Source organism: Microbacterium sp. Cr-K32 (assembly GCF_000708345.1).
Classification (GTDB): Bacteria; Actinomycetota; Actinomycetes; order Actinomycetales; family Microbacteriaceae; genus Microbacterium; species Microbacterium maritypicum_A.
The window spans coordinates 122,631-145,899 of record NZ_JARD01000026.1 but is presented as its reverse complement, the minus strand read 5'-3'; the positions used below and the strand labels follow the sequence as shown (position 1 = coordinate 145,899).

Annotated in this window: 24 protein-coding genes; 8 read left to right on the top strand and 16 right to left on the bottom strand. The window is 68.8% G+C overall.

Features of this window, described 5'->3' with window-relative positions; all coding sequences use genetic code 11:
- Positions 1-55: 55 nt before the first annotated feature.
- The 7 genes from glmS to GZ64_RS0113260 all read left to right on the top strand — a co-directional run bounded on the left by glmS (position 56) and on the right by GZ64_RS0113260 (position 7,723).
- A complete protein-coding gene (gene glmS, locus GZ64_RS0113290; protein WP_029267027.1) occupies positions 56-1,903 on the top strand; it encodes a glutamine--fructose-6-phosphate transaminase (isomerizing) in 1,848 nt (615 codons plus the stop codon).
- Between the two features lie 95 nt (positions 1,904-1,998).
- A complete protein-coding gene (locus GZ64_RS0113285) occupies positions 1,999-2,358 on the top strand; it encodes a holo-ACP synthase (protein WP_029258643.1) in 360 nt (119 codons plus the stop codon).
- Positions 2,355-3,461 carry an alanine racemase gene (alr, locus tag GZ64_RS0113280; protein ID WP_029267025.1) on the top strand — a complete coding sequence of 369 codons (1,107 nt, stop codon included), beginning with the start codon at positions 2,355-2,357 and terminating at the stop codon, positions 3,459-3,461. The genes GZ64_RS0113285 and alr overlap by 4 nt, the downstream gene beginning before the upstream one ends.
- Positions 3,458-3,940 (top strand): tRNA (adenosine(37)-N6)-threonylcarbamoyltransferase complex ATPase subunit type 1 TsaE, encoded by a 483-nt coding sequence (gene tsaE / locus GZ64_RS0113275; protein ID WP_029258641.1) that lies wholly within the window; start codon positions 3,458-3,460, stop codon positions 3,938-3,940. Before alr ends, tsaE begins: the two co-directional genes overlap by 4 nt.
- Positions 3,937-4,779, top strand: coding sequence for a response regulator transcription factor (locus GZ64_RS0113270; protein WP_029267024.1), 843 nt, complete (start codon positions 3,937-3,939; stop codon positions 4,777-4,779). The genes tsaE and GZ64_RS0113270 overlap by 4 nt, the downstream gene beginning before the upstream one ends.
- Before the next feature lie 212 nt (positions 4,780-4,991).
- Positions 4,992-6,590, top strand: coding sequence for a sensor histidine kinase (locus tag GZ64_RS0113265; protein WP_029258639.1), 1,599 nt, complete (start codon positions 4,992-4,994; stop codon positions 6,588-6,590).
- Positions 6,587-7,723, top strand: a complete 1,137-nt coding sequence (locus GZ64_RS0113260; RefSeq protein WP_029258638.1) for a hypothetical protein — start codon at positions 6,587-6,589, stop codon at positions 7,721-7,723. Before GZ64_RS0113265 ends, GZ64_RS0113260 begins: the two co-directional genes overlap by 4 nt.
- A 12-nt stretch (positions 7,724-7,735) precedes the next feature.
- On the opposite strand, the gene csrA is transcribed toward GZ64_RS0113260, so the two are convergent.
- The 14 genes from csrA to GZ64_RS0113190 form a co-directional block, all read right to left on the bottom strand.
- A complete protein-coding gene (csrA, locus tag GZ64_RS0113255; RefSeq protein ID WP_029258637.1) occupies positions 7,736-7,987 on the bottom strand; it encodes a carbon storage regulator CsrA in 252 nt (83 codons plus the stop codon).
- A gap of 4 nt (positions 7,988-7,991) precedes the next feature.
- Complete coding sequence (locus GZ64_RS0113250; RefSeq protein WP_036271494.1) at positions 7,992-10,055, bottom strand: flagellar biosynthesis protein FlhA; 2,064 nt, start codon at positions 10,053-10,055, stop codon at positions 7,992-7,994.
- Positions 10,052-11,143, bottom strand: coding sequence for an EscU/YscU/HrcU family type III secretion system export apparatus switch protein (locus tag GZ64_RS0113245; RefSeq protein ID WP_021198958.1), 1,092 nt, complete (start codon positions 11,141-11,143; stop codon positions 10,052-10,054). Before GZ64_RS0113245 ends, GZ64_RS0113250 begins: the two co-directional genes overlap by 4 nt.
- Positions 11,140-11,901 (bottom strand): flagellar biosynthetic protein FliR, encoded by a 762-nt coding sequence (locus tag GZ64_RS0113240; protein WP_021198957.1) that lies wholly within the window; start codon positions 11,899-11,901, stop codon positions 11,140-11,142. The genes GZ64_RS0113245 and GZ64_RS0113240 overlap by 4 nt, the downstream gene beginning before the upstream one ends.
- A 4-nt stretch (positions 11,902-11,905) precedes the next feature.
- Positions 11,906-12,178, bottom strand: a complete 273-nt coding sequence (gene fliQ / locus GZ64_RS0113235) for a flagellar biosynthesis protein FliQ (RefSeq protein WP_021198956.1) — start codon at positions 12,176-12,178, stop codon at positions 11,906-11,908.
- Entirely contained in the window at positions 12,175-12,990 is an 816-nt protein-coding gene (fliP, locus tag GZ64_RS0113230) for a flagellar type III secretion system pore protein FliP (protein ID WP_021198955.1), read from the bottom strand. Before fliP ends, fliQ begins: the two co-directional genes overlap by 4 nt.
- On the bottom strand, positions 12,987-13,451 hold the full coding sequence (locus GZ64_RS0113225) for a FliO/MopB family protein (protein ID WP_021198954.1): 465 nt from the start codon (positions 13,449-13,451) through the stop codon (positions 12,987-12,989). The genes fliP and GZ64_RS0113225 overlap by 4 nt, the downstream gene beginning before the upstream one ends.
- Positions 13,452-13,483: 32 nt before the next feature.
- Positions 13,484-14,143, bottom strand: a complete 660-nt coding sequence (gene fliN / locus GZ64_RS0113220; RefSeq protein ID WP_021198953.1) for a flagellar motor switch protein FliN — start codon at positions 14,141-14,143, stop codon at positions 13,484-13,486.
- A complete protein-coding gene (locus GZ64_RS0113215; protein WP_051668043.1) occupies positions 14,140-15,072 on the bottom strand; it encodes a flagellar motor switch protein FliM in 933 nt (310 codons plus the stop codon). Before GZ64_RS0113215 ends, fliN begins: the two co-directional genes overlap by 4 nt.
- A 49-nt stretch (positions 15,073-15,121) precedes the next feature.
- A complete protein-coding gene (locus GZ64_RS0113210; RefSeq protein ID WP_029258633.1) occupies positions 15,122-15,931 on the bottom strand; it encodes an OmpA/MotB family protein in 810 nt (269 codons plus the stop codon).
- Positions 15,928-16,737: a motility protein A gene (locus GZ64_RS0113205; RefSeq protein ID WP_021198950.1), complete on the bottom strand. Its 810-nt coding sequence runs from the start codon at positions 16,735-16,737 to the stop codon at positions 15,928-15,930. The genes GZ64_RS0113210 and GZ64_RS0113205 overlap by 4 nt, the downstream gene beginning before the upstream one ends.
- Positions 16,737-16,985: a flagellar FlbD family protein gene (locus GZ64_RS0113200; RefSeq protein ID WP_021198949.1), complete on the bottom strand. Its 249-nt coding sequence runs from the start codon at positions 16,983-16,985 to the stop codon at positions 16,737-16,739. The genes GZ64_RS0113205 and GZ64_RS0113200 overlap by 1 nt, the downstream gene beginning before the upstream one ends.
- A gap of 408 nt (positions 16,986-17,393) precedes the next feature.
- Complete coding sequence (locus GZ64_RS0113195) at positions 17,394-19,094, bottom strand: long-chain-fatty-acid--CoA ligase (protein ID WP_029267020.1); 1,701 nt, start codon at positions 19,092-19,094, stop codon at positions 17,394-17,396.
- Positions 19,095-19,139: 45 nt separating this feature from the next.
- On the bottom strand, positions 19,140-19,538 hold the full coding sequence (locus GZ64_RS0113190; RefSeq protein ID WP_029267019.1) for a hypothetical protein: 399 nt from the start codon (positions 19,536-19,538) through the stop codon (positions 19,140-19,142).
- Positions 19,539-19,600: 62 nt separating this feature from the next.
- Between GZ64_RS0113190 and GZ64_RS0113185 the strand changes: the two genes are divergently transcribed.
- Positions 19,601-19,963 carry a cupin domain-containing protein gene (locus GZ64_RS0113185; RefSeq protein WP_051668041.1) on the top strand — a complete coding sequence of 121 codons (363 nt, stop codon included), beginning with the start codon at positions 19,601-19,603 and terminating at the stop codon, positions 19,961-19,963.
- A 73-nt stretch (positions 19,964-20,036) separates the two neighbouring features.
- On the opposite strand, the gene GZ64_RS0113180 is transcribed toward GZ64_RS0113185, so the two are convergent.
- Together GZ64_RS0113180 and GZ64_RS0113175 are read right to left on the bottom strand one after the other, a co-directional pair.
- Entirely contained in the window at positions 20,037-22,361 is a 2,325-nt protein-coding gene (locus GZ64_RS0113180; protein ID WP_029267017.1) for an arylsulfatase, read from the bottom strand.
- Between the two features lie 118 nt (positions 22,362-22,479).
- A complete protein-coding gene (locus GZ64_RS0113175; RefSeq protein ID WP_029258630.1) occupies positions 22,480-23,109 on the bottom strand; it encodes a hypothetical protein in 630 nt (209 codons plus the stop codon).
- Between the last annotated feature and the right edge of the window lie 160 nt (positions 23,110-23,269).

Below are 23,269 nucleotides of genomic sequence, written 5' to 3'. Positions count from 1 at the left end.
CGGGGCGGAAGAATGTACGGACGACTCGCAAAAAACTCGTCTTACTCTTGATCGCATGTGTGGAATCGTCGGATACGTGGGCCCGCGCCCCAGCCAGGACATCCTTCTCGCAGGCCTCGCACGCCTGGAGTACCGCGGATACGACTCGGCGGGTGTCGCCGTCATCGATGGCGGCGGCTCGCTCGGCATGCGCAAGAAGGCGGGAAAGCTCGCCGTGCTGCGCGATTCGCTCGCCGACGCGCCGCTCCCTGACGGGTCGACCGGCATCGGGCACACCCGCTGGGCGACCCACGGAGGACCGACCGACGGCAACGCGCACCCGCACCTTGCCGACGACGACAAGCTCGCCGTCATCCACAACGGCATCATCGAGAACTTCGCCGCACTGCGCGACGAGCTCCTCGCCGACGGCGTCGTGTTCCGCAGTGAGACCGACACCGAGGTCGCTGCTGCGCTCCTCGGACGCGAGTACGCCGGCAACGGCGGCGACCTGCAGCTCGCCTTCCGCAGCGTCGTGAACCGCCTCGAAGGTGCGTTCACCCTGCTGGCGATGCACCAGGACCACCCCGGTCTGGTGGTCGGCGCCCGCCGCAACTCCCCGCTCGTGATCGGACTCGGCGAGGGCGAGAACTTCCTCGGCTCCGACGTCGCCGCGTTCATCGAGCACACGCGCAAGGCGCTTGCGATCGGCCAGGATCAGATCGTCTCGATCACCCCCGACGCCGTCACGGTGATGGACTTCGCCGGCACGCCCGTCGAGCCCGAGCCGTTCGACGTGTCGTGGGATGCCGCCGCTGCCGAGAAGGGCGGATGGTCGAGCTTCATGGCCAAGGAGGTCGCAGAGCAGCCCGAGGCCGTCGCCAACACCATCCGCGGTCGCATCCACGACGGACAGGTCGTCATCCCGGAGCTCGACGGACTGGACGAGCTCTTCGTGGGTATCAACCGCGTGATCATCACCGCCTGCGGCACGGCGTCATACGCGGCGTTGGTGGGCAAGTACGCGATCGAGCAGTGGGCACGTGTCGCCGTCGACGTGGAGCTCGCCCACGAGTTCCGCTACCGCGACCCCGTGATCGGCGCCGACACCCTCGTCGTGTCGATCAGCCAGTCGGGCGAGACCATGGACACCCTGATGGCTGTGAAGTACGCCAGGGAACGCGGTGCGCGCACCCTGTCGATCTGCAACACGCAGGGCGCCACGATCCCGCGCGAGTCGGATGCCGTCGTGTACACCCATGCCGGCCCCGAGGTCGCCGTGGCCTCGACCAAGGCGTTCTCCGCGCAGATCACCGCGCTCCTGCTGCTGGGCCTGCACATGGGCCGGGTGCGCGGTGCGGTCGCCGATGCCTCGGTCGACGTCGACGAACTCGCTGCGCTTCCCGACAAGATCGCCCAGGTGCTCGAGAGCGAGCAGGAGCACGTCACCCAGCTCGCCGGGTGGATGGCCGACACCCGCTCGGTGCTGTTCCTGGGACGCCACGTCGGGTACCCAATCGCCCTCGAAGGTGCTCTCAAGCTCAAGGAGATCTCCTACATCCACGCCGAGGGCTTCGCCGCCGGCGAGCTCAAGCACGGACCGATCGCACTGATCGAACCCGGGCAGCCGGTGTTCGTGCTGGTTCCGTCGCCGCGCCACTCCGCGCTCGTGCACTCCAAGGTCGTCTCGAACATCCAGGAGATCCGCGCGCGCGGTGCCCGGGTGATCGTGATCGCCGAGGAGGGCGACGCCGCCGTGCTGCCGTTCGCCGACGAGGTCATCCACATCCCGCTCGCCGGAGCGATGTTCGAGCCGCTGCTCGCCGTCGTGCCGCTGCAGATCTTCGCGATGGCGCTGGCCACGGCGAAGGGCCTCGACGTCGACCAGCCGCGCAACCTCGCCAAGTCGGTCACGGTCGAGTAGACCCGCCCTTCGAATCGCGCGAATGGCTTCGTTTCCAGTGGAAACGGAGCCATTTGGGCGATTTCAACCGGAATCAGGCTCGGTAGGCTGAACGGGTGATCATCGGCACCGGAATCGACCTCGTGGACATCCCGCGATTCGAGCGGACGATGGCACGGACGCCGCGATTGCGCGAACGGCTCTTCGCCCCGTCGGAGCGCACCCTCCGCCTTCCGTCCCTCGCCGCCCGCTACGCGGCCAAGGAAGCGCTGATCAAGGCGCTCGGTGGCTCGGACGGCGTGCACTGGACCGAGATCGAGATCGCGTCGGAGCCGTCTGGTCGCCCGCATTTCGTGCTCTCCGGCTCGACGGCCGCCGTCGTCGAGGAACGCGGCATCCTGACGCTGCATCTGACACTCACCCACGACGCCGGTCTCGCCGCAGCGTTCGTCGTCGCCGAAGGAGCACCGCTGTGACCGTCCCGTTCCGCGAAGCGACCATCGATCTCGACGCGATCGCCGACAACGTGCGTCATTTCCGACGACTCACCGGGGTCGAGGTGATCGCCATCGTGAAGGCCAACGCCTACGGCCACGGCGCGGCGGCGGCGGCCGTCGCGGCGCTCTCCGCCGGTGCCACCCGCGTCGGCGTCGCCGAGATCCCCGAGGCGCTCGAACTGCGCCGACAGGGCGTGCGTGCACCGATCATGGCGTGGCTGCACGCGCCGGGGGAACGATTCGAGCACGCCGCCGCGCAGGACATCGAGGTGGGGATCTCGTCGTTCGACCAGCTCGAGGCGGCCGGAGCTGCCGCCGCGGTCGACCGTCCGGTCGGCGTGCACCTGAAGTTCGAGACCGGGCTGTCGCGCAACGGCATCGCCCCCGCCGACTGGGGCCGCGTGCTGGCCGAGGCCGCGCGCCTCCAGCGCATCGGACGACTGCGCATCGTCGGGCTGTTCAGTCACCTCTCCAACACGTCGGTCGACGACGACAGAGCTGCGCTCGCGAAGTTCGAGGAAGGCGTCGCCGCGGCGGCGGCTTTCGGCATCCGCCCCGAGATCCGGCACATCGCTGCGACGGCCGCCGCCATCGACCTGCCGGAGATGCGCCTCGACGCGGTGCGCATCGGCGTCGGACTCTTCGGCCTCTCGCCGTTCGACGACCGCAGCTCCGCGGAGCTCGGTCTGCGCCCGGCGATGACGCTCCGCGGTGCGATCGCCGCCGTCCGCAGAGTGCCCGCAGGAACCGGCGTCTCCTACGGCTACGACCATCGCACCGACCGCGACACGACGTTGGTCCTGGTGCCTCTCGGATACGCCGACGGGGTGCCGCGGAACGCATCGGGAAAGCTCCCGGTCTCGATCGGCGGACGCCGGTTCGTGAATGTGGGGCGCATCGCGATGGACCAGTTCGTCGTCGACGTCGGCGACGCTCCGGTCTCGATCGGCGATGAGGTGGTCCTGTTCGGCGACCCCACCCTCGGCGTACCGTCCGCGACGGACTGGGCGGATGCCGCCGACACCATCAACTACGAGATCGTCACCCGCATCGGTCCGCGCGTCCCCCGGCGGACCTCGTGAGCGTGGACCCTGCGTTCCTCGGCCGACGAGAGATCGCGACCGCCGACGCGATGGAGCAGTTGGGCGTGCGGATCGGGGAACAGCTGGAAGCCGGCGACCTGCTCGTCCTGACGGGCCCGCTGGGCGCGGGGAAGACCACGTTCACGCGCGGCCTCGCCGAGGGGCTCGGAGTGCGCGGTCCCGTGCAGAGTCCGACCTTCGTCATAGCCCGCACGCATCCCTCGCTGGTCGGCGGTGCGCCACTCGTGCATGTCGACGCCTACCGGCTCGGTTCCGCCGCGGAGCTCGACGACCTCGATCTCGACCTCGAGCGATCGGTCGTGGTGGTGGAGTGGGGACGCGGTATGGCCGAGGAACTGGCCGACTCGTGGTGGGATGTCGAGGTGGAGCGCCCGGTCGGATCCTCCGATCTGGACCCGTCGGAGCTCGACGCCGACGCGCCGAGGGTCGTCACGATCGTGCGAGAGAGCATCGTATGACCCCGGCCGTGGATCGCGCTCTCGTCGCCGTGATCGTCGAGGACGACCCCGATGTGCGATCTCTCCTGGAAGAGGTGTTCCTCGCCGCCGGTTTCGAGACGATCCTCACCGGTTCCGGGTTGGAGGGGCTCGCGGCCATCGAGCAGCACCAGCCGGTGATCACGACGCTCGACATCAATCTCCCCGGCATCGACGGCTTCGAGGTCGCACGACGCATCCGGCGGATCAGCGACACCTTCATCATCATGCTCTCCGCGCTCTCCGAGGAATCCGACGTGGTCCTCGGTCTCACGTCGGGAGCAGACGAGTATCTGGTGAAGCCGTTCCGTCCGCGCGAACTGCGTGCGCGCATCGAGGCGCTGCTGCGGCGCCCCCGCGTCGCCGATCCCCGCCCCTCGGAACCCCACCCTTCCGAACCCCGCTCCGTGCTTCCCCGGCTCCCGGACACCGGACGAGCGGCAGTCGAGCCCGACCCGGCGGCCGACGGTGCCACCGTTCTCACCTGGCGGGGCCGTGTCCACCGGGATCTCAGCCTCGACCTCGACACGCGGATGGTCCTGATCGGGCAGCGGCGCATCGACCTCACGCCGACCGAGTTCGACCTGCTCGCGATGCTGCTCGAGGCCGGGCTCCGCGTGCGCAGCAAAGCCGATCTCGCGCGAGGGTTGCGCGGGGCACCCGAGGGCTCGAACGAGTACGTGAGCGAGCCGGACAAACGGGCGATCGAGACCCATATCGCCAATCTGCGGCGCAAGCTCCGCGACAGCACGACGCAGCCGCGCTACATCGAGACGGTGCGCGGCGTCGGCTATCGTCTCACGCCGGCCGATGGTCCGTGAATGCCGCGGGGCGGGACCGTGGTTCCCCAACCACGGCCCCGGTTGCCTGCGAATCCCCACTCGCGTGGCCCCAGCGTCTGCGTTGTTCCCCAGTCGCAGTATCGGCCCCCACTCAGAATGCTAGGGGTGCGAGGCCGCCTGAAGAGCGGGCTGCATCGATCTTTGAGTAATCTTGCGGCAAAGCTGAGGTTCGAGGGGGAGGGTGAGCGCTGATGGTCCGCACTGTGTCTATCTGGCGCTGGCAGCTCGTCTTCACCGGCAGCATCGTGGCGATCGTCGTGATGATCACCGCGTTCAAGCCGCAGACCTTCGCCAACCCACTGGTGGTCGCCGGCGTCGGTCTCGTGATCGTCACCACGCTCATGACCCTGGCGCTGCCGTGGCACCGGCTCCCGCGCACGGCCGCCACCGTCGTGCCGCTCCTGGACGCGCTCGCCGTGGGCTTCACGACCAACGCGCCCGACCTCCGCCTCGGGTTCCTCTGGGTCTTTCCCGTCGTGTGGCTGGCCAGCTACTTCACGATGCCCTGGGTGCTCGGAGGCATCGCCTTCATCAGCGCCACTCTCGTGCTGTTCGCCGATCAGAGCGGTGCCCCGGCCGACATCCTGCTGCGGCTGCTCACCCTCGTGATCACCCTGGGCTTCCTCGGGGTGACGGTCCGCATCGGCGCGCAGCGCTCCCGCGCCGCGCGCCGCCTCCTGCAGCGCCGCTCCGAGCAGGTCAACCGCGCCGCCGAGCGGGCGGAGGCGAACCAGCGACGCGTCACGCAGATCGTCGACGCGCTGAGCGTGGCGCTCGTGGTCGTGACGACCGGCGGGCGCGTCCTGCAGATGAACGACGCCTACCGCACGCTCTACGGTCGTGATCGCTTCGGTGCCGCTCTGCCCTCGGCCGCGGTCGAGTACGACGCGCGGCGTGGCACGGCGCTTCCGCCATCGCGCACCTCGCTCGCCCGAGCCGCCGGTGGCGAGCGGCTGCAGGCGGAACGGGTGTGGCTGTTCGACGGCACGGGACAGTGGCGTGCGCTCGAGGTGAGCACACAGCCGATGGCCACCGCGGGAGAGGGCGAGGACATCACGCTCGTCGTGATCGACGACGTGACGGCGCTACTCGAAGTCGACGAGGAACGACGCACCTTCAATGCGGTCGTCTCCCATGAACTGCGCAATCCGCTCACCGCGATCCTCGGTCACGTCGATCTGCTCCGCGAGCGCGACGACCTGCCGGGACGCGTGCCGGCGCAGCTCGAGATCATCGCGCACGCGGGTGAGCGGATGCAGGACCTGGTCTCGAGCATCCTGCAGCAGACGAGCCGCTCCGCGCAGGAGCCGTTTGCCCCGGTCGATCTGCGCGAGGTCGTCGAGGCGGCGGCCGCCTCGTACGCACCCGTCATCGCCGGCAACAGACAGGAACTCGGGATCGGGGGCGCCGCACGCCTGGTGATCTCGGGCGATCCCTTCCGGCTGCGGCAGGTGCTCGACAACCTCCTCAGCAACGCCGCCAAGTACACCCCTGCAGGAGGGCGCATCGAAATCGGTCTGGGGACGGCCACGACGGGTCAGGCGGAGGTCACGATCGTCGACGACGGATTCGGGATGACCCCGGAGGATCTGTCACGGGTGTTCGAGCCCTACTTCCGCACCGAGAGCGCTGTGCGTGCCGGCATCAGCGGCACGGGACTGGGAATGGGGATCGTGCGCGAGATCGTCGCCGCGCATGAGGGCAGCATCGACGTCTCCAGCGAGATCGCGGTCGGCACCCGGGTGACACTCCGCTTCCCGCCGCGTTCCCCGGAAGAGGTGCAGACGTGAACCCGCTCGTCCCCGTCAACGTCGACATCACGACGAGCATGGTGGCCGTCGTCACCGTGCTCACGGTGATGGTCGTGGGCCTCGGCACCCTCGCCCGCCCGTCGAAGGCGACGGTGACCTGGGGAGCGGCCTTCGGCCTGGGGATGCTGGCGGCCTACCTCTGGCTCGCGGGCCAGCAGACCGAGGAACCGGTGTTGCGCGGAGCCGCTTCCGCGTTGATGCTCTGCTTCGAACCGCTGGTCTGGATCGGCCTGCGGATGCACCTGGGTCGGCGAGCGCGCTGGTGGCCGGTCGTCGTCTTCATCCTGGTCTCTCCCACGCTCCTGGTGGCCACGGCCGGCAGCGTCTGGTATCTGCCTTCGTTCCAGCTCGTCTTCCTCGGGAGCGCCGTCTTCGCAGGCCTGGTGGCCTACGAGCTGCTGCGGGACAGACCGGCCGTCAGGGACATCGTGCTGCCGCTGGCCCTCGCTTCATGCGGCTTCGTCGTGGTGGCGGTCGTGAGCGCCGTGTCCGCCCTCGTCTCCGGTGGCGCCGGCACCGAGGCGCAGTTGAGCGCACTGCGCGGCATGAATGCCGTCGGCACGGTGGTGGTGAGCACGTGCGCGGCGTTCACCCTGGTGCTGCTGGTGCGTTCGGAGCAGAAGACGAGGGACGCCGATGACATCGCCGACCGCGCCCGTCGCCGGCTCCGCAAGGCCGAGGCGCAGAACGACCTGCCGTGGTCGGTCCTCGACATCCGGCTCGACGATCCGGCCGACCTCCGGGAGGCGTCGACGGGTTCCGCGTTCGCCATGATCGTCGACCGTTTCCATCACGACATCCAGGAGGGGCTCCCCGCGTCGGCCGACGCCGATCGGGTCGCCGACGGTCGCGCGATCGTCGTCATCCGCGGTGGCGACGAGTCGGTCCGGCACCACCTGCGGGGGATCCTGACCCGCATCTCGGTGATCGACAGGGAGACGGCGGTCACCGGGATCCGATCCTCGGCGAGCATCGGCTGGGCGACCGCCTCGGTCGTCGGTTACGACTACGACGCCCTCGTCGCCGCGGCGGGCAGAGCAGCGGTCAGGGCGCGGGATGCCGGCGGCGATCAGTGGAAGCGCGCCACCGCGGCGGATCTCACGTCGGCCTGAGGAGATGTCCGGCTAGGCGGGGCGGGATTCCCGGCCGCGGGCGAGGGCGGCGGCGATCGCTCCTTCGGCCTCGGCATCGGTCTCCGCGGCGGCGGACACGTTCTCGGCGACGACCGCCTCGATGATCTCGGTGCGCTGGATGCGCGTCTCGCGCGGTGCCTTCACGCCGATCCGCACGCTGTCGCCCTTGATCTCGAGCAGCGTGATCTCGATGTCGCCGTCGATGCGCACGCTCTCACCGATCCGCCTCGTCAAAACCAGCATTCGTTCAGCCTAGTGCTGCGGGGACGACGCCGACCGACGGCGTGGGGATGTCTCGTACGACACCGACGGTCTCGATCGTGAGGGCGGCCGCGGTCGCCTCGGTGTACGAGAGCACAGGGAGGCCGTCCGTCTGCGCCGAGACGAGGCGTCGCACGGCCGGCCGCAGCGACGGTGCGCACACCAGCACCGGCTCGCCGCCCTCGTGTACCGAGGCGACGGCCTGCTTCACGGAATCCACCACCGCCTCCATGCGCTGCGGATCGAACACGATCTGGCTGCCGTCGTCGCCCGGGCGCAGGCTCTCGAGCATCGCCTGTTCGAGCATCGGGTTGATCATCACCACGCGCAGGGTGCCGGCATCCGCGAACCGGGCGGCGATCGCGGGGCCGAGCGCGGCCCGTGCGGCTTCGATCAGGCCCTCGGGTTCGGTGGAGACCCTGGCGCGCAGGGCGAGCGCCTCATAGATGCGGCTGAGGTCGTTGATCGGCACCCGCTCGGCGAGGAGGCCCTGCAGGACGCGCTGGACCTCGGCCAGGGACATCAGCGCAGGCGTGAGCTCCTCGACGGCAGCGGGGGAGACCTGTTTGAGGGCGTCCGTGAGCTGGCGCACGTCTTCGCGGCTGAGCAGGCGTGCAGCGTGGGCGTGGATCACACTGGACAGGTGCGTGATGATCACGCTCGCCCTGTCGATCACGGTCGCACCGGCGAACTCGGCGCTGTGGCGCATCTCCATCGGGATCCATTTGCCTTCGAGTCCGAAGACCGGGTCGAGCGTCGCGGTGCCGGGGAGGCTGTCCAGCCCCTGCCCGAGGGCGAGCACGGAACCGACCGGCGCCGTGCCGCGGCCGGTCTCGACACCGGCGATGCGGATGACGTAGGTCGCCTGCGGCAGCTCGATGCTGTCGCGGGTGCGGACGGGCGGCGCGATGAGCCCGAGATCGAGGGCGATCCGGCGTCGGAGGGCCTTCACACGCGCGAGCAGATCGTCGGGTCCGCCGGTGACCAGATCGATGATGTCGGGGGCCAGGAGGATCTCGAGCGGATGCACGCGCATCTTCTCGATGAGTTCCTCGGGCTGGTCGGCCGGGGCGGCGGAGGGGCTCTGCGCGGCGGCGGCCGCCTCCTCGCGCTTCTGGGTCGCCTTGATGCGCTGGGCGATGAGGAGGAGGAGGGCGCCGATCGCGACGAACGGCAGCATCGGCATGTGCGGGATGAGCGACATGATGATCGCGGCGCAGCCGGCGATGATGAGCGCATTGCGGGATTGGCCGAGCTGGGCGGATGCCGCCGTCCCCATCTCCGCCTCCGCCGTGGAGCGGGTCACGATCATGCCGGTGGAGACCGCCATCAGCAGCGCCGGGATCTGCGTGACCAGACCGTCACCGATCGTGAGCAGGCTGTAGGTGTTCACGGCCTCGTCGATCGTCATGCCGTGCTGCACGATGCCGATGGCGATGCCGCCCACGACGTTGATGATGATGATGACGAGACCGGCGATCGCGTCGCCCTTCACGAACTTGGACGCACCGTCCATCGCTCCGTAGAAGTCGGCCTCGGCGGCGACCTCGGCGCGACGCTCGCGCGCCTCCGCATCGGTGATGAGTCCGGCGTTGAGATCGGCGTCGATGGCCATCTGCTTGCCGGGCATCGCATCGAGCGTGAACCGTGCACCGACCTCGGCGACGCGCTCTGCGCCCTTCGTCACCACGACGAACTGGATGACGACCAGGATGAGGAACACGACGGCGCCGATGATGAGCGAGCCGCCGACCGCGATGGCGCCGAACGCCTCGATCACCTGCCCCGCGTACGCCTCGCCGAGCACCAGACGGGTCGAGGCGACGTTCAGTCCCAACCGGAACAGCGTCGCCACGAGCAGCAGCGAGGGGAAGACCGAGAAATCGAGCGGCTTCTTGACGAACATCGACGTGAGCAGGATCACGAGCGCGAACATGATGTTCAGGATGATGAGGATGTCGAGCAGGAACGGCGGCACCGGCACGACGAGGAGCATGATGATGCCCACGACGCCGATCGGCACCCCGAGCTTGGGAAGCAGCTGTCTCATGCGGTCCTCCGGTAGGGAAGGGAGTGGATGCCGCGGGCCGCCCCGCGTCGTCGCAGCGAGTCGACGAACACGAGCACGCGTGCCACGGCGTTGTACAGGTCTTCGGGGATCTCCTGGCCCAGCTCGCACGCGGCGTGCAGGGCCCGGGCGAGGGTGATCTCGCGCACCAGCGGCACACCGGCGCGCACGGCCTCGTCGCGGATGCGCTCGGCGATCACCCCGCTGCCCTTGGCGACGACCTTGGGGGCGGCGCGGCCGGGCTCGTACCGCAGGGCGATCGCGATGTGCGTCGGGTTGACCACGACGACGTCGGAGCCGGCGACGGCCGCGATCATGCGGTTGCGGCTGACGGCGAGCTGACGCGAACGTCGCTGCTGGCGGATCAGCGGATCGCCTTCGGAGTTCTTGTTCTCGTCGCGGATCTCGCGCTTGGTCATGCGTGTGTGCTTGCGGTTGCGCCGCATGACCACGAACATGTCGATCGCGGCGAGGGCCAGGCCGACCCCGATCGCGGTCTGCAGAAGCGCGGTCGTGCCCTCGCTCGCGGTGCCGAGCAGGCGGGAGATCGAGTGCGCGCCGCTCGCGGTCAGCACGGGCATCAGGCTCGCGATCACGAACCAGAGGGCGATGCCGATGGCCGCGGTCTTCATGAGAGCCTTGGCGCCCTCCCAGAGGGCCTGCATGCCGAACACCCGGCGGATCCCTGTGACGAGGTTGAACTGTTCGAAACGGCCGGTGAGCGGCTTCAGATGCACCCCGCCCTGGATGACCGCGCCGATCAGGGTGACGATCGCGACGGCGGCCAGCATCACGGTGAGCGTCGGGAGCACGGAGGCGAGACCGCGCCCGAGGGCCGCCAGAGCCGCCTGCGGTGTCGGAGCATCGACCAGGGACGTCAGCGTGAGCAGCTGCTCGGTTCCCGCCGAAGCCCCCAGGGCGATGGCCGCCGGCATCGTGACGGCCGCCGCGCCGATCCCCAGCCAGGCGGTCAGATCCTGGCTGCGTGACAGCCGCCCCTTCTTGCGGGCCTCGCTGAGGTGCTTGTCCGTCGCCTTCTCGCTGCGTTCGCCGCTGTCCGTGCCGCTCATTCGTGCACCCCCTGCATCATGCGCAGGGCCTGCGCGGCGAGGGAGTCGACGATGCCGGGGAGGACGGCGTAGACGGCGCCCGCGAGCAGCAGCGTCAGCAGGATCTTGACCGGGAAGCCCATCGCGAACGCGTTCAGCGCGGGAGCGACGCGGGTGATGAGTCCCAGCCCGACATCGGCGAGGAACAGCACGAGCACCAGGGGCCCGGCGATCTGCACGGCGGCGAGCACCATCTGCGAGACCCCGTCGACGAGGAGCTCTGCGGGTCCCGCCGCCTGGAACATGCCGTCGACGGGCACGGCCTCGAAGCTGCGGGCGAGCCCGGCCAGGATCAGCTGATACCCGCCGGACGCGAACAGCAGCGTCAGCGCGGTCAGGTGGAAGAGCCGGGTGAACTGGGCGCCGTTCACGAGCGAGTGCGGGTCGAAGGCCTGAGCGAGCTGGAACCCGCCGAACACGTCGATCAGGCTGCCGGCCGCCTGCAGCGCCGAGAAGCACAACAGCACGAGGAAGCCGAGCAGGGCACCGGTGACCAGCTGCAGAACCAGGGCCCCGAGGAACGGGCCGGTGTCGAGGTTCACGTAGCCGGGGGCCACGGCCGTGCCCACCGCGAGGGAGAGCCCGATCGCGAGCATCGCCTTCACCCGCACCGGAATCGCCCCGTACGAGAACGGCGGGGCGATCATGATGAAGGCCGTGATGCGCACGGCGGTGAGCATCGTGGCTTCCAGCCAGGCGAAGTCGATCGGGATGTACACGTCGTCATCCGCTCAGCAGCGAGGGGATACGGGCGAACATCTCGTTCGTGAAGGCGATCATCTCCGCGATCATCCAGTTGCCCGCGATGAGCAGGGCGATCCCGACGGCGACGATCTTCGGCACGAACGACAGCGTCACCTCCTGCACCTGCGTGATCGACTGCAGCAGCGAGATGGCGAAGCCCACCACGAGGGCGGTGACCAGCACGGGCGCGGCGAGTTTCGCCGCGATGAGCAGCCCCTGCGTTCCGATGTCGATGACGGCTTCGGGACTCATCCCACCCCTCCGTAACTCTCGAGCAGCGCCCGGATGATGAGCCCCCAGCCGTCGACGAGGATGAACAGCAGGATCTTGAACGGCAGCGAGATCATCACGGGCGGGAGCATCATCATGCCCATCGACATCAGCGCCGCGGCCACGACGAGGTCGATGACCAGGAACGGGACGAAGATCACGAAGCCGATGATGAACGCGGCCCGCAGCTCGGAGATCATGAACGCGGGGATGAGCGTGTACATCGGGACGCTCGAAGGGTCCTCGGGGTTGGGCTGACCCGCCATCCGGGTCATCAGGGCGAGGTCCTCTTCGCGCGTGAAGCGGAGCATCCACTCCTGCAGAGGCAGTTGGCCGACGTCGATGGCCTGCGTGAAGGTGAGCGTGCCGTCGATGTAGGGCTGCACTGCCACCGTGTTGATCTCGGTGAGCACCGGCCACATGATGAACAGCGACAGGAAGAGCGACAGGCCGGCCAGCACCTGGTTGGGCGGGATGGTCGGCAGCGAGAGGGCATTCCTGGTCATCGCCAGCACCACGAAGATCTTCGTGAAAGACGACATCATCAGCAGGAGCGCGGGGGCGACCGAGAGCAGGGTGATGCCCAGCAGGGTCAGGATCGAGCCGGACGGACCGCCGTCGACGCCGTTGATGTCGATCGTGACGCCCTCGCCCGGGTCGTCCGGGGTCACCTGTGCGTGGGCGGCCGTGCCCGACAGGAGCGTCATCACGACGACCAGCACCGCGGCCGCGGCGAGGATCAGCGCGATTCGCCGCAGCGCGCGCCCGTCGACGACCCCACGGGCGACGCTCATCGGGTGCGCCGGATGGCCTCGGCGGTCTGCCGCCAGGTTTCGGGGGAGAGGATGGAGCCACGCAGCGGGTCGTTCCGGTGACGGACCCGGCGTTGCGGCGCCGGCGTCACGGGAGGGCCGGCCGCCGATTCGGTCAGGGCGGTGGCGGCGAGGATGCGGTCGAACTCCTCGGCGTCGGACGCCGCCTCTGACGTCGTCGCCGACCACGTCGACCGTGCGGTCTCCTCCGGCTCATCTGCGGGTCTGACCGGCAGACGGTCGACGACGTTCACGCCGTGCTCGGTGACGCCGAGCACGTACCGGGCGTCCTCCGTCTGGATCACGACGATCTGCGCCTTCGGGCCGACCCCCTGGCGCCCGAGCACCGTGATCGCCTCGCTGTCGCGGCGACGCGCCTGCGTGCGCGCGACGCGTCGCTGCAGGAACCACAGCACCCCGAGCACTGCGGCGAGCGAGAGCACGACCCGTAGGCCGAGCAGGAGGTCGTCCAGGGTCAGGCCTCGACGTTCTCGAGGATGCGGGTGATCCGCACCGCATAGTCCTGGTCGACGACGACGACCTCGCCGTGCGCGATGATGCGTCCGTTGAGCTTGATGTCGGCCGGAGCGCCGGCGGAGCGATCGAGCTCGACGATGCGTCCCGGTTCCAGATCGAGCACATCGCGCACCGCCATCCTGGTGCGCCCGATCTCGACGGTGAGCTCCATCTCGACGCCCGCGATGCGGTGCAGCCGCCGCGAGGACGAGGAGGCACCGGCGGGCGCGCGCGTCACGACGACGGCGAGCCGGCCGACCGTGTGGTCGGCGTCGTCCTGGAGGTCGAAGAGCTGCACGGCCGGGTCGGCGAAGAGGGAAGAGGCATCGCCGACCGTGCCTGCGCCGAGGGCACCGGCACCGAGCGCGCTGGTCGCGCTCTCCAGTGCATCGCGCAGCCGGTCGGCCAGGGGCGTGCCGCCGAGGCCGTCGACCAGGATCTCGGGTTCGAACAGCTGCACAGCCAACTGCGCGCTCGCCTCGCCGACGAACTGCACGACCAGGGCGTCGCCGGTGTCGCCGGAGACCTGCGAGGCGCGCGCGACGAGAGGGGAGGCGGTCGGCAACGATGCGGCGAAGGCGGCGGCGACGGCGGACTCGTAGGTGGTGGTGCTGGTCACGCGGGCTCCTCGGCGAAAGCGGGATCGGGGACGGTGGTGGTCACGACGCAGGCCAGGCGCGCTCCGGCACTGCCGACGGCCGCCGTGGCGACGGTCTGATCACCGACGGAGAGGACCATCGGACGATCGGCGGAGTGCGGGAACGCGATGACGTCGCCGACGGACAGATCCAGGACCTCGCGGGGCAGCACGGCTCGCGGTGCGAGTCGCAGCGCGATTTCGACCGGGGCGATCTCGACCTGGCGACGGATCCGGGCGGGTGCCGCGGTGCGCTCGTCGTCGGACGGACGCACGGTGAAACCGGCGAGCACGGAGGCCGGCAGCATCACGCTCGTCGGCACGGTGCGACCGGCGAGCCGCATCGAGAACCGTGCGACGATGACGGGTTCGCCGGATGCCGCCACCTGGGCGAACTGCGAGCTGTACTGGATGCCGCTGAAGGCGACCCCGGTGGGGAGAAGACCGTCGAGCGCACCGGTGAGGTGGTCGATCGCGTCGACGATCAGCGATCGGATCAGGGCCTGCTCGATCGGGGTGAACGTGCGGTCCTCTGAGGCTGCGGAAGCTCGTCCGCCCACCATCTGCACGATCCAGGCGGTCGCGGCGGAGGTCGGCAGCTGCACGATGAGGCGCTCTTCCGAGTCGGGCAGGGCGCACACGATCATCGTGGTCGTCGTCGGCAGCGACTGGGCGTACTCGCCGTATGTCATCATGCCGACGTGCTCGACCGCGATGGTGGCGCGCACGTGGATCTTCGCCGAGAGCTGCGCGGACCACTGGCGGGAGAAGGTCTCGAAGGCCAGTTCCAGTGCTCGGGTGTGCTCGCGCGAGAGGGTCGCCGAACGGCCGAAGTCGTACACCTCGACGTCGGCGCTCTTCGTCGCCGTTCCCGCGCGCACGTCGGAGCGCACGCTGTCCTCGATCACCACGAACCGGACTATCGGGCGGTGAACGGCGTGCGTTAGGTGAGAAGGCGGGTCAGGAGGACGGCTTTCCCGCCTGTGCCTGGGGGATGAGCGCGCGCACCTCCTCGTCCGCATCGGAGAGGACGACGATGTCGACCCGTCGGTTCTGGGCCAGGGCATCGGGGGAGTCGCCTGGGGCGACCGGCCTCGTGTCGCCGAATCCGACCGACTTCAGGTGCGCGGGCGGCAGCCCCGAGGCCTCGACGAGGTGCCGCAGCACCTGGGTGGAGCGTCCGGCGGACAGCTCCCAGTTCGTGGGGTACGGGGCGACCGATCCGCGCACGTCGGCGTGGCCCTCGACCGAGATCTCGTTGGCGGTGGTGACCAGCACCGAGCCGAGCGCGTCGAGGACGAGGAGCGCTTTCGCACTGAGCGTCGTGCTGTTCGTGTCGAAGAAGGTCTCGGCACTCACGAGGCCGATCGTGAGGCCGCGCTCATCGATCGTGAAGGTGACGTCGGCTTCGAGACCGTTCTGGGCGAGCACCTGACGCAGGCGCTCACGCAGCGCCGACAGCTCGTTGAACTCGGTCTGCGCAGCGGCGAGGTCGATGTCGGCGAAGTCCTCGCCCTTCTCATCGACCAGTTCGGGAGGCACGACCACGCCTGTCGTTGCGTCGATCTCGTCCGAGGGCTCCTGCCCGAAGCCGGTCGCGAGGGAGGCGCTGAGAGCCTCGAACTTCTCCTGGTCGACGGTCGACATCGCGAACAGCACGATGAACATGCACATCAGCACCGTGACCATGTCCATGTAGGACGCCATCCACCGCTCGTCCGGACCGCTGTGCTCCTCCTGCGGCACGCGGCGACGGGCACGGACGCTCATGACGCCTGCTCCGTCTCCTCGGCTGCTCGGGTGCGGGCCTTCCGGCCGGAGCGGGCGGAGGAGCGTTCGGACACGAGGGCTCGCAGGCGCTCGCCGACGAACTGCGGCGGTGCGCCGGCCTGGATCGCGAGCATGCCCTCCATGAGCACGGTCATGCGTTCGAGTTCGAGCTCGCCGAGACGCTGGAGGCGTCCGCCGATGGGCAACCAGATGAAGTTGGCCGAGAGCAGACCCCACAGTGTCGCGACGAACGCTGTCGCGATCATGGGACCGAGCGTGTCGGGCTTGTCGAGTTTCTCCAGCACGTGCGTGAGGGAGACGACGGTGCCGATGATGCCGACCGTGGGTGCGAAGCCGCCGAGCGTCATGTAGAAGCGTGAGGCGGTGCGGTTGCGGGCGGCGGTCGATGTGAGCTCATCCTCCAGCAGTGTTCGCAGGTCTTCGGCGTCGGTCCCGTCCGCGATGCTCTGCAGTGCCTGGCGCAGGAACGGGTCCTTCTCGTCCTCGAGTCCCTGCTCGAGGGCGAGGAGCCCTTCGGCGCGCGCCTTCTCGGCGTAGCCGACCACCGTGTCGATCATGCTCGACGCGGTGCGGCGCTCGCCGCGGAAGGCGCGGGGGAGCGACTTGACCGCATGCAGCGCATCGCGCACCGTGCCGCTCGCGATGCCGACGGCGATCGTGGCTCCGAAGACCAGCACCATCGGGGCGGGGATCAGCAGCGATCCGATGGTGGCGCCCTCGAGGTTGATCATGGCGATCAGTGCGCCGAACGCGAGGACCAGTCCGAGGATGAGAGACGGATCCATCAGAGACCGACCTCGGCATCGGGGGCGGCGGAATCCGATCCGGCGGTGCTGATCAGGGCGGCGGCCGTGGCGAGCACTCCGGCGCGGAACCGGGTGATCTGCGCGATCACGTCATCCATCGTCTCGGTGACGACGAAGGTCGCACCGTCGACCATGATGAGCGTCGTGTCCGGCGTGGCCTGGACACGTTCGATCAGGTCGGGGTTCACCGCGAACCGCGAACGGTTCAGGCGCGTGAGGACGATCATGGGCTCCATCCTGGAAAGATCCGTCCGTGTTCCGGGGAGCACGGACCCGACGGCCCGTCCTGGGCTGTCGGGGGTGACTGTCGGCCGGCGGCGGTCGGACGTTAGCCGAGCCCGGTTCAGGGAGGTGCGCGCGACGAAGTTTCCGTCGGCGGGGGAGCAGAAGCGCGAGTTCGTCGGAGCAACAGGCCTACAAGGCCATCGCTCAGCTCGAAGCGGCAGGATTCGTACAAGAGATCACCGGACGCAAGCGGGACCGTGTCTGGGTCGCCGCCGAACTGCTCGCGGAGCTCGACGACCTCGACCGGCGGATCCAGGCGGAGATGGGCAACTGAAGGGCCAACCGGCGGGACTGCGATCACGTGGGTGTCGCTCCGAGATGCTTCCTGCTCGCTGTGCGACCGAGACGGCTCAGCGGTCGGCGAGCAGGCGGTCGCGCACCTGACGACGCAGCACCTTGCCGATGAGCGACCGGGGGAGGTCGTCGACGGCGGTGATCCGGCGAGGCACCTTGTAGGGGGTGAGCCGGGTGCGGCAGAAGTCGCGCAGCGTATCCACGTCGAGGGCCGCACCGTCGCGGAGCACCACGGCGGCGGCGACCTCTTCTCCGCCGTGGGGTCGCGGCAGGCCGACGACCGCCGCGGCGACGACATCGGGGTGGGCGACCAGCGCGTCTTCCACCTCGCTGGGAGACACGTTGAACCCGCCGGTGATGATGAGCTCCTTGAGGCGGTCGACGATGCTCACGAACCCGTCGGAGGAGACCTGGGCGATGTCGCCGGATCGGAGCCAGCCGTCCGGCAGCAGGGCATCTGCCGTCTCGCCCGGACGCCCCCAGTACCCCTGGAAGACCTGCGGTCCGCGGATGAGGAGCTCGCCGGACTCGCCGGCGGGCAGGTCGACCGCAGGGTCCACTGGATCGACGATGCGGATCTCCGTGCTCGGGAAGGGCACCCCCACGGTGCCGGGGCGACGGGTGGGACCCATCGGATTGCCGAGCGCGACCGGTGAGCTCTCGGTCATGCCGTAGCCCTCGACGAGCAGGCCACCGGTCGCTTCCTCCCAGCGCTTCACGGTGGCCACCGGAAGGCTCATGGCCCCGGAGATCGCGAAGCGGACCGTCGAGAGGTCGATGGTCCCGCGGGCGGCCGCACGTGCGAGCGCGTCGTAGATCGGCGGCACGGCGGGAAGGAAGGTGGGCGGCGTCGTACGTGCCGCCGCGGTGACCAATCCGAGGTCGAACGTCGGGAAGAGGACGAGTCGCGCGCCGATGCTCATCGCGAAGGTGAGGCACAGGGTCATGCCGTAGGCGTGGAACAGCGGCAGCACGCCGTAGAACGTCTCCTCGCCGTCGACGAGACCCGGTACCCACGCCCGTCCCTGCATCGCGTTGGCACGGAGATTCGCGTGCGTGAGGATCGCTCCCTTCGGGACACCCGTCGTCCCGCTCGTGTACTGCAGCAGGGCGATGTCTTCCAGGCCCGGTCCCGCCACCCGTCGGGAGAGGCGTCGGTGATCGGCGAGGCTCTTCCACGCGATCAGGTGCCGCGCCTTCGGGGCGCCGGTGAGCTTCGCCCTGGCCTCGCGGGCCCGGGGCAGGGGCAGGCGGAGCGCGAGGCGCTTCGACAGCGGCATCGCCGTGGTGATGTCGACGCTCACGATGTGCTCGACCCTGACATCGTCGGGGAATCCGGCGACCGTGTCGACCGATTTGTCCCACACGACCGCGACGCGGGCGCCGTGATCCTCGAACTGATGCCGCAGCTCGCGCGCGGTGTAGAGCGGGTTGTGCTCGACCACGATCGCGCCGAGCCGGAGGATCGCGTAGAAGGCGACCACGTGCTGTGGGCAGTTGGGCAGCACCAGCGCGACCCTGTCGCCGTGGCCGACGCCGAGGCGCCGCAGACCCTCTGCCGCCCGTTCGACCTGCTCCCCGAGCTCGCGATAGGTTGTGACCGCTCCGAAGAAGTCCAGTGCCGGGCGCCGCCCGAAAGACTTCACACTCGCCGACAGCATCTCGGGCAGAGTCTGCGACGGATCCGCGATCTCCGCGGGGACACCCTCCGCGTAGGAGTCGAGCCAGGGTCGGGAGGCGAGCGGGGATTCGGGCATGCCTCCATCCTGCCCGGGATCCCTCTCAGCGGACACCGCATCCGTTCAGCCGAGGAAGAGGAGCACGATCGACAGGATGACGGAGGCCGCGCCGACCCCGGCCAGGGTGATCCCCAGCACCTGGAACGCATGCAGCAGGGGCCGTCGGGGTTCGAACCGCATCAGGCTCGGGTGCCGTTCGCTGAGGAACGCGTCGGCTTCTTCCCGCCCGTGCCAATGGACCGATTCCTCCGCGCGCAGCGGACGCTCCCAGAAGTCACCGGCGGCGAACCAGCGTGCTCGCGCCCGGCCGCCGCCGTCCTCGACGATGACCACCTCATGCGGCACCCAGGAGCCGTCGTGCAACTTCACCAGGAGCACGATCGCGAGCAGCGGGAGCCCGATGCCGAGGCCGATCCACGAGAGGACCTCGGCGATGGTGCCGACAGCGTCGACCGCGTTCATGACCGGCTCCGTTCTCCCTCAGACGACAGTACCGGCGAAACCCGGCGGCCTAGGCTGAAGGGGTGGACGAAGACACACGGAACGTGCAGGCGGCGCTGGCGAGCATCACCGAGCACTGGCAGCCGCATCGATTGACGAGCATCAACGACTACGACGTCAAGGTCGTCAAACTGCTCGGCGAGTTCGTCTGGCACACCCACCCCGATACCGACGAGCTCTTCATGGTGGTGCACGGAGAGCTGACGATCCAGCTGCGCGACCGCGATGTCGTGCTCGGACCGAACGATGTCTTCGTCGTCCCGAAGGGCGTCGAGCACTGCCCTCGCGCCGACCACGAGGTGCACGCGATCCTCTTCGAGCCGAAGGGCACCGTCAACACGGGCGATGCCGGCGGCGAGATGACCGCGGAGCTGCGCGAATTCTGATAGCCGGACGACCCGCAACCGGGAGCATCGTCCGCGCGGATCGAAGAGGTTCGCGCGGACTGCTCCGCGGTCCCTACTCCCGTGCGAAGGCGGCCTGCGCTTCGAGTTCGAGGTCGAGGTACTGCTCCTCGCTCACATCGACCGCCACACCGTGGATCCTTCCAGCGGTGAACGCGAAGGGAGCACGATAGGAACGGCTCACCGAGTCCGCGCTGTCGTATCCGATGCACAGTCCGTCTCCGCACAAGGTGAACTTCCCGACCTGGGCGCGCATGGGGCCGCTCGCCACCGCGTGGTCGTCGACATAGAGCGTCGTGGTGCCGATGGACTCCTTGTACTCGCCCGGTCCCTCGCGATGGAACTCCATGCCGAGGGAGTGCTTCCCTGCGGTGAGGGGCTCCGACACGAACGTCTGTTCCGGCGGGATGCCGAGGAAGTTGTAGACATAGTGCAGTCGTCCGTCCTGGATGAACAGCGCGTGGCCGCCGAACCGTGACCCGTGGGCGAAGATCACGCCTTCGGTGTCGTGTTCGATCTCGACGTCCGCGATGATCTTGAACGATCGGCCTCGCACGTTCACGGCGACACCCTCCGGCACCGCCCCGCTGTCGGGGTAGTAGATGTAGCGGTGGCGCGGAGGTTCGGAAGAGGGGCGCTCGATCGTGAGCTGCTCCATCGCGGTGCGGTCATCGATGGGGAGTCCGAAGTTGACGTCGGCTTCTTCGAACCAGGCGTCGACGAGCTCTCTGACCTTCTCGGGGTGGTCCGCCGCGATGTTCTTCGATTCCGAGCGGTCTCGGTCCACGTGGTACAGCTCCCACGCGTCCTCGTCGAAGCGACCGTGTCCGGTGATCGGGGCGTGCGTGGCGGCGACCTTCCAGCCGTCTTGCCAGAGTCCCCTGGTGCCGATCATGTTGTAGTACTGGCGCTTCTTCCGAGTGGGAGCATCGGGGGCGGCGTCGAACGAGTACCGCATAGAGACGCCGGGCAGCGGGGCTTGCTCGACACCGCGATACACCTCGGGCATCTCCAAGCCGGCGACGTCGAGGATCGTGGGCACGATGTCCGTGGCGTGGTGGTACTGGTGGCGGATCTCACCCTTCGCTTCTATGCCGGCGGGCCAGTGGATGATCATCGGATCGCAGGTGCCGCCGGAATACTGGCTGTAGCGCTTGAACATCTGGAACGGGGTGGAGAAAGCTGCTGCCCAGCCCGTCGGATAGTGGTTGTAGGCCTCGGGCCCTCCGAGGTCGTCGATGCGGGTGAGGTTCTCCGCGAGGTCGTCGGGGTAGTTGTTGAAGAACTTGTTCTCGTTCACGGAACCATCGGACGACCCCTCTCCGGACGCGCCGTTGTCGGCGCAGTAGAAGATGATCGTGTTGTCGAGCTGGCCCGTCTCCTCCAGGTAGTCGACGATGCGTCCGATCTGTGAGTCGGTGTACTCGCTGAACCCGGCGAAGACCTCCGCCATGCGACGGAAGAGCGTCTTCTCGTCTTCGCTGAGCGTGTCCCAGGGCTTCACATGGTCCGCGGAGTTCGCCTGATCTTCCGGCATCGGATTGAACGGCGTCAGGTCGGTGTCCGCGGGCATGATGCCGCGCTCGATCATGCGGCCGAGAACCCATTCGCGGTAGGCGTCGTATCCGTCGTCGAAGGCGCCCTTGTACTTGTCGATGTACTCCTGGGGCGCCTGGTGCGGCGCGTGGTTGGCCCCAGGGCAGAACCACATGTACCAGGGCTTGGACGGGTTGGTCGCCTGCTGGGCGCGCAACATCTGCAACGCCTGATCCGCGAGGTCTTTGGAGAGGTGGTACCCCTCTTCCGGGGTGTACGGCTGCTCGATGAAGTGATTGTCCTCAGCGAGGTCCGGATACCACTGGTTCGTCTCACCACCGAGGAATCCGTAGAAGCGGTCGTATCCCATCTGCAGCGGCCATTGGCGGCGGCTGCCGCCGGCGGCGTTGTCCTGTTCCGGGACGTTGTGATCTTTGCCGAGCCAGAACGTCGAGTAGCCGTTGTCCTGCAGGATGTGAGCCATCGGTGCGCAGTCATCGGGGATCCGGCCGGAGTTGCCCGGAAACCCGTTGGTCGACTCCATCAGCGAGGCGATGCTGTTGCGCGTGTGGTTGCGCCCCGTGAGGAAGACGGAGCGAGTGGGCGAGCACAGCGCGGTGGTGTGCCACTGCGTGTACGTGAGTCCGTTCGCGGCGAGCCGGTCGAGAGTGGGCATGTTGATCCGGCCGCCGTACGGCGACCACGATGCCATCCCGGTGTCGTCGTAGAGGATCACGAGGACGTTCGGGGCGTTCTCGGGCGCGGTCGGCAAGAGGTACGGCTTCCAGTCCGGCACCGAGTCCCGCACGTCGAGCGCGATCTTGCCGTTGAACTGTTCAGCCATGCCGGTACCCCCGTCTCGAGATGGGGCGGTGAACCCGCCACCATCCGCGACGCTACCCAGGCGTGTCCCGTCTGTGGGCCCCACGTCACCCCCAGGGGGTGACCCGGACGGGCTCGCCTCAGATCTTGATGGGGAAGGTCAGCAGCGTCGCGATCCCCGCGATGACGATGACCCCGCTCAAGCCGAGGAACACCCAGCGCCGCCATGGAGCCGCCTGGTGCTGCGAGAGAGCGGCGAAGAACAGGACGAGGGCGAAGAGCACCGTGAGGAGGGAGTAGTCGTCGCCGCGCTGATTGTTGGCGAGAGCCTCGTCGAACTTCGCGTCGGCGCGGGCGCTCAGCTCTTCGGACTCGACCGAACCCGGCGGGACGTACTCGTTCATCACGAAGGGTCCTCGGGCAGTGCGACCTTCGGCCGTCCACGCGTCGAACGCGACGGCGAACTCTTCGGTGAAGCGTTCCTCGACGAACCGGACCAGGTCGTCGCGTCCCTCGGCCCCGGCGAGCACCCACTCGGTGTAGAGCGTGAGGTCGTACTGGCGCGCGGCTTGCGCCGTCGACTGCGCGGAGGCGGCTTGCACACGGGCGCTGGACGCCTGGCTGAACGCGATGGACATCTCTCCGCCCCATTTCGAGGCCTCGAACCCGCACCACGCCGTCAGCACCGCGGTCACCGAGAGCAGCACGACCGTCACGATATCGAGCACGCGGGTCGTGCGGACCGACTCTTTCCTGGGTTCCTGCGGCATGGCCCGATCCTCGTGCTCTTCGGCGGGATACGGAAGCGCTCGTTCATCCTGCCGGGGTGAAGGATCGCGGAAGACGCCGTGCTCTGCTGACGGGTTCGTCGCGAGAGGGCGGGGCGATCATCAGGAAGGGGTGAGGGAGTGCGCGCGTGCGCGGTTGCCC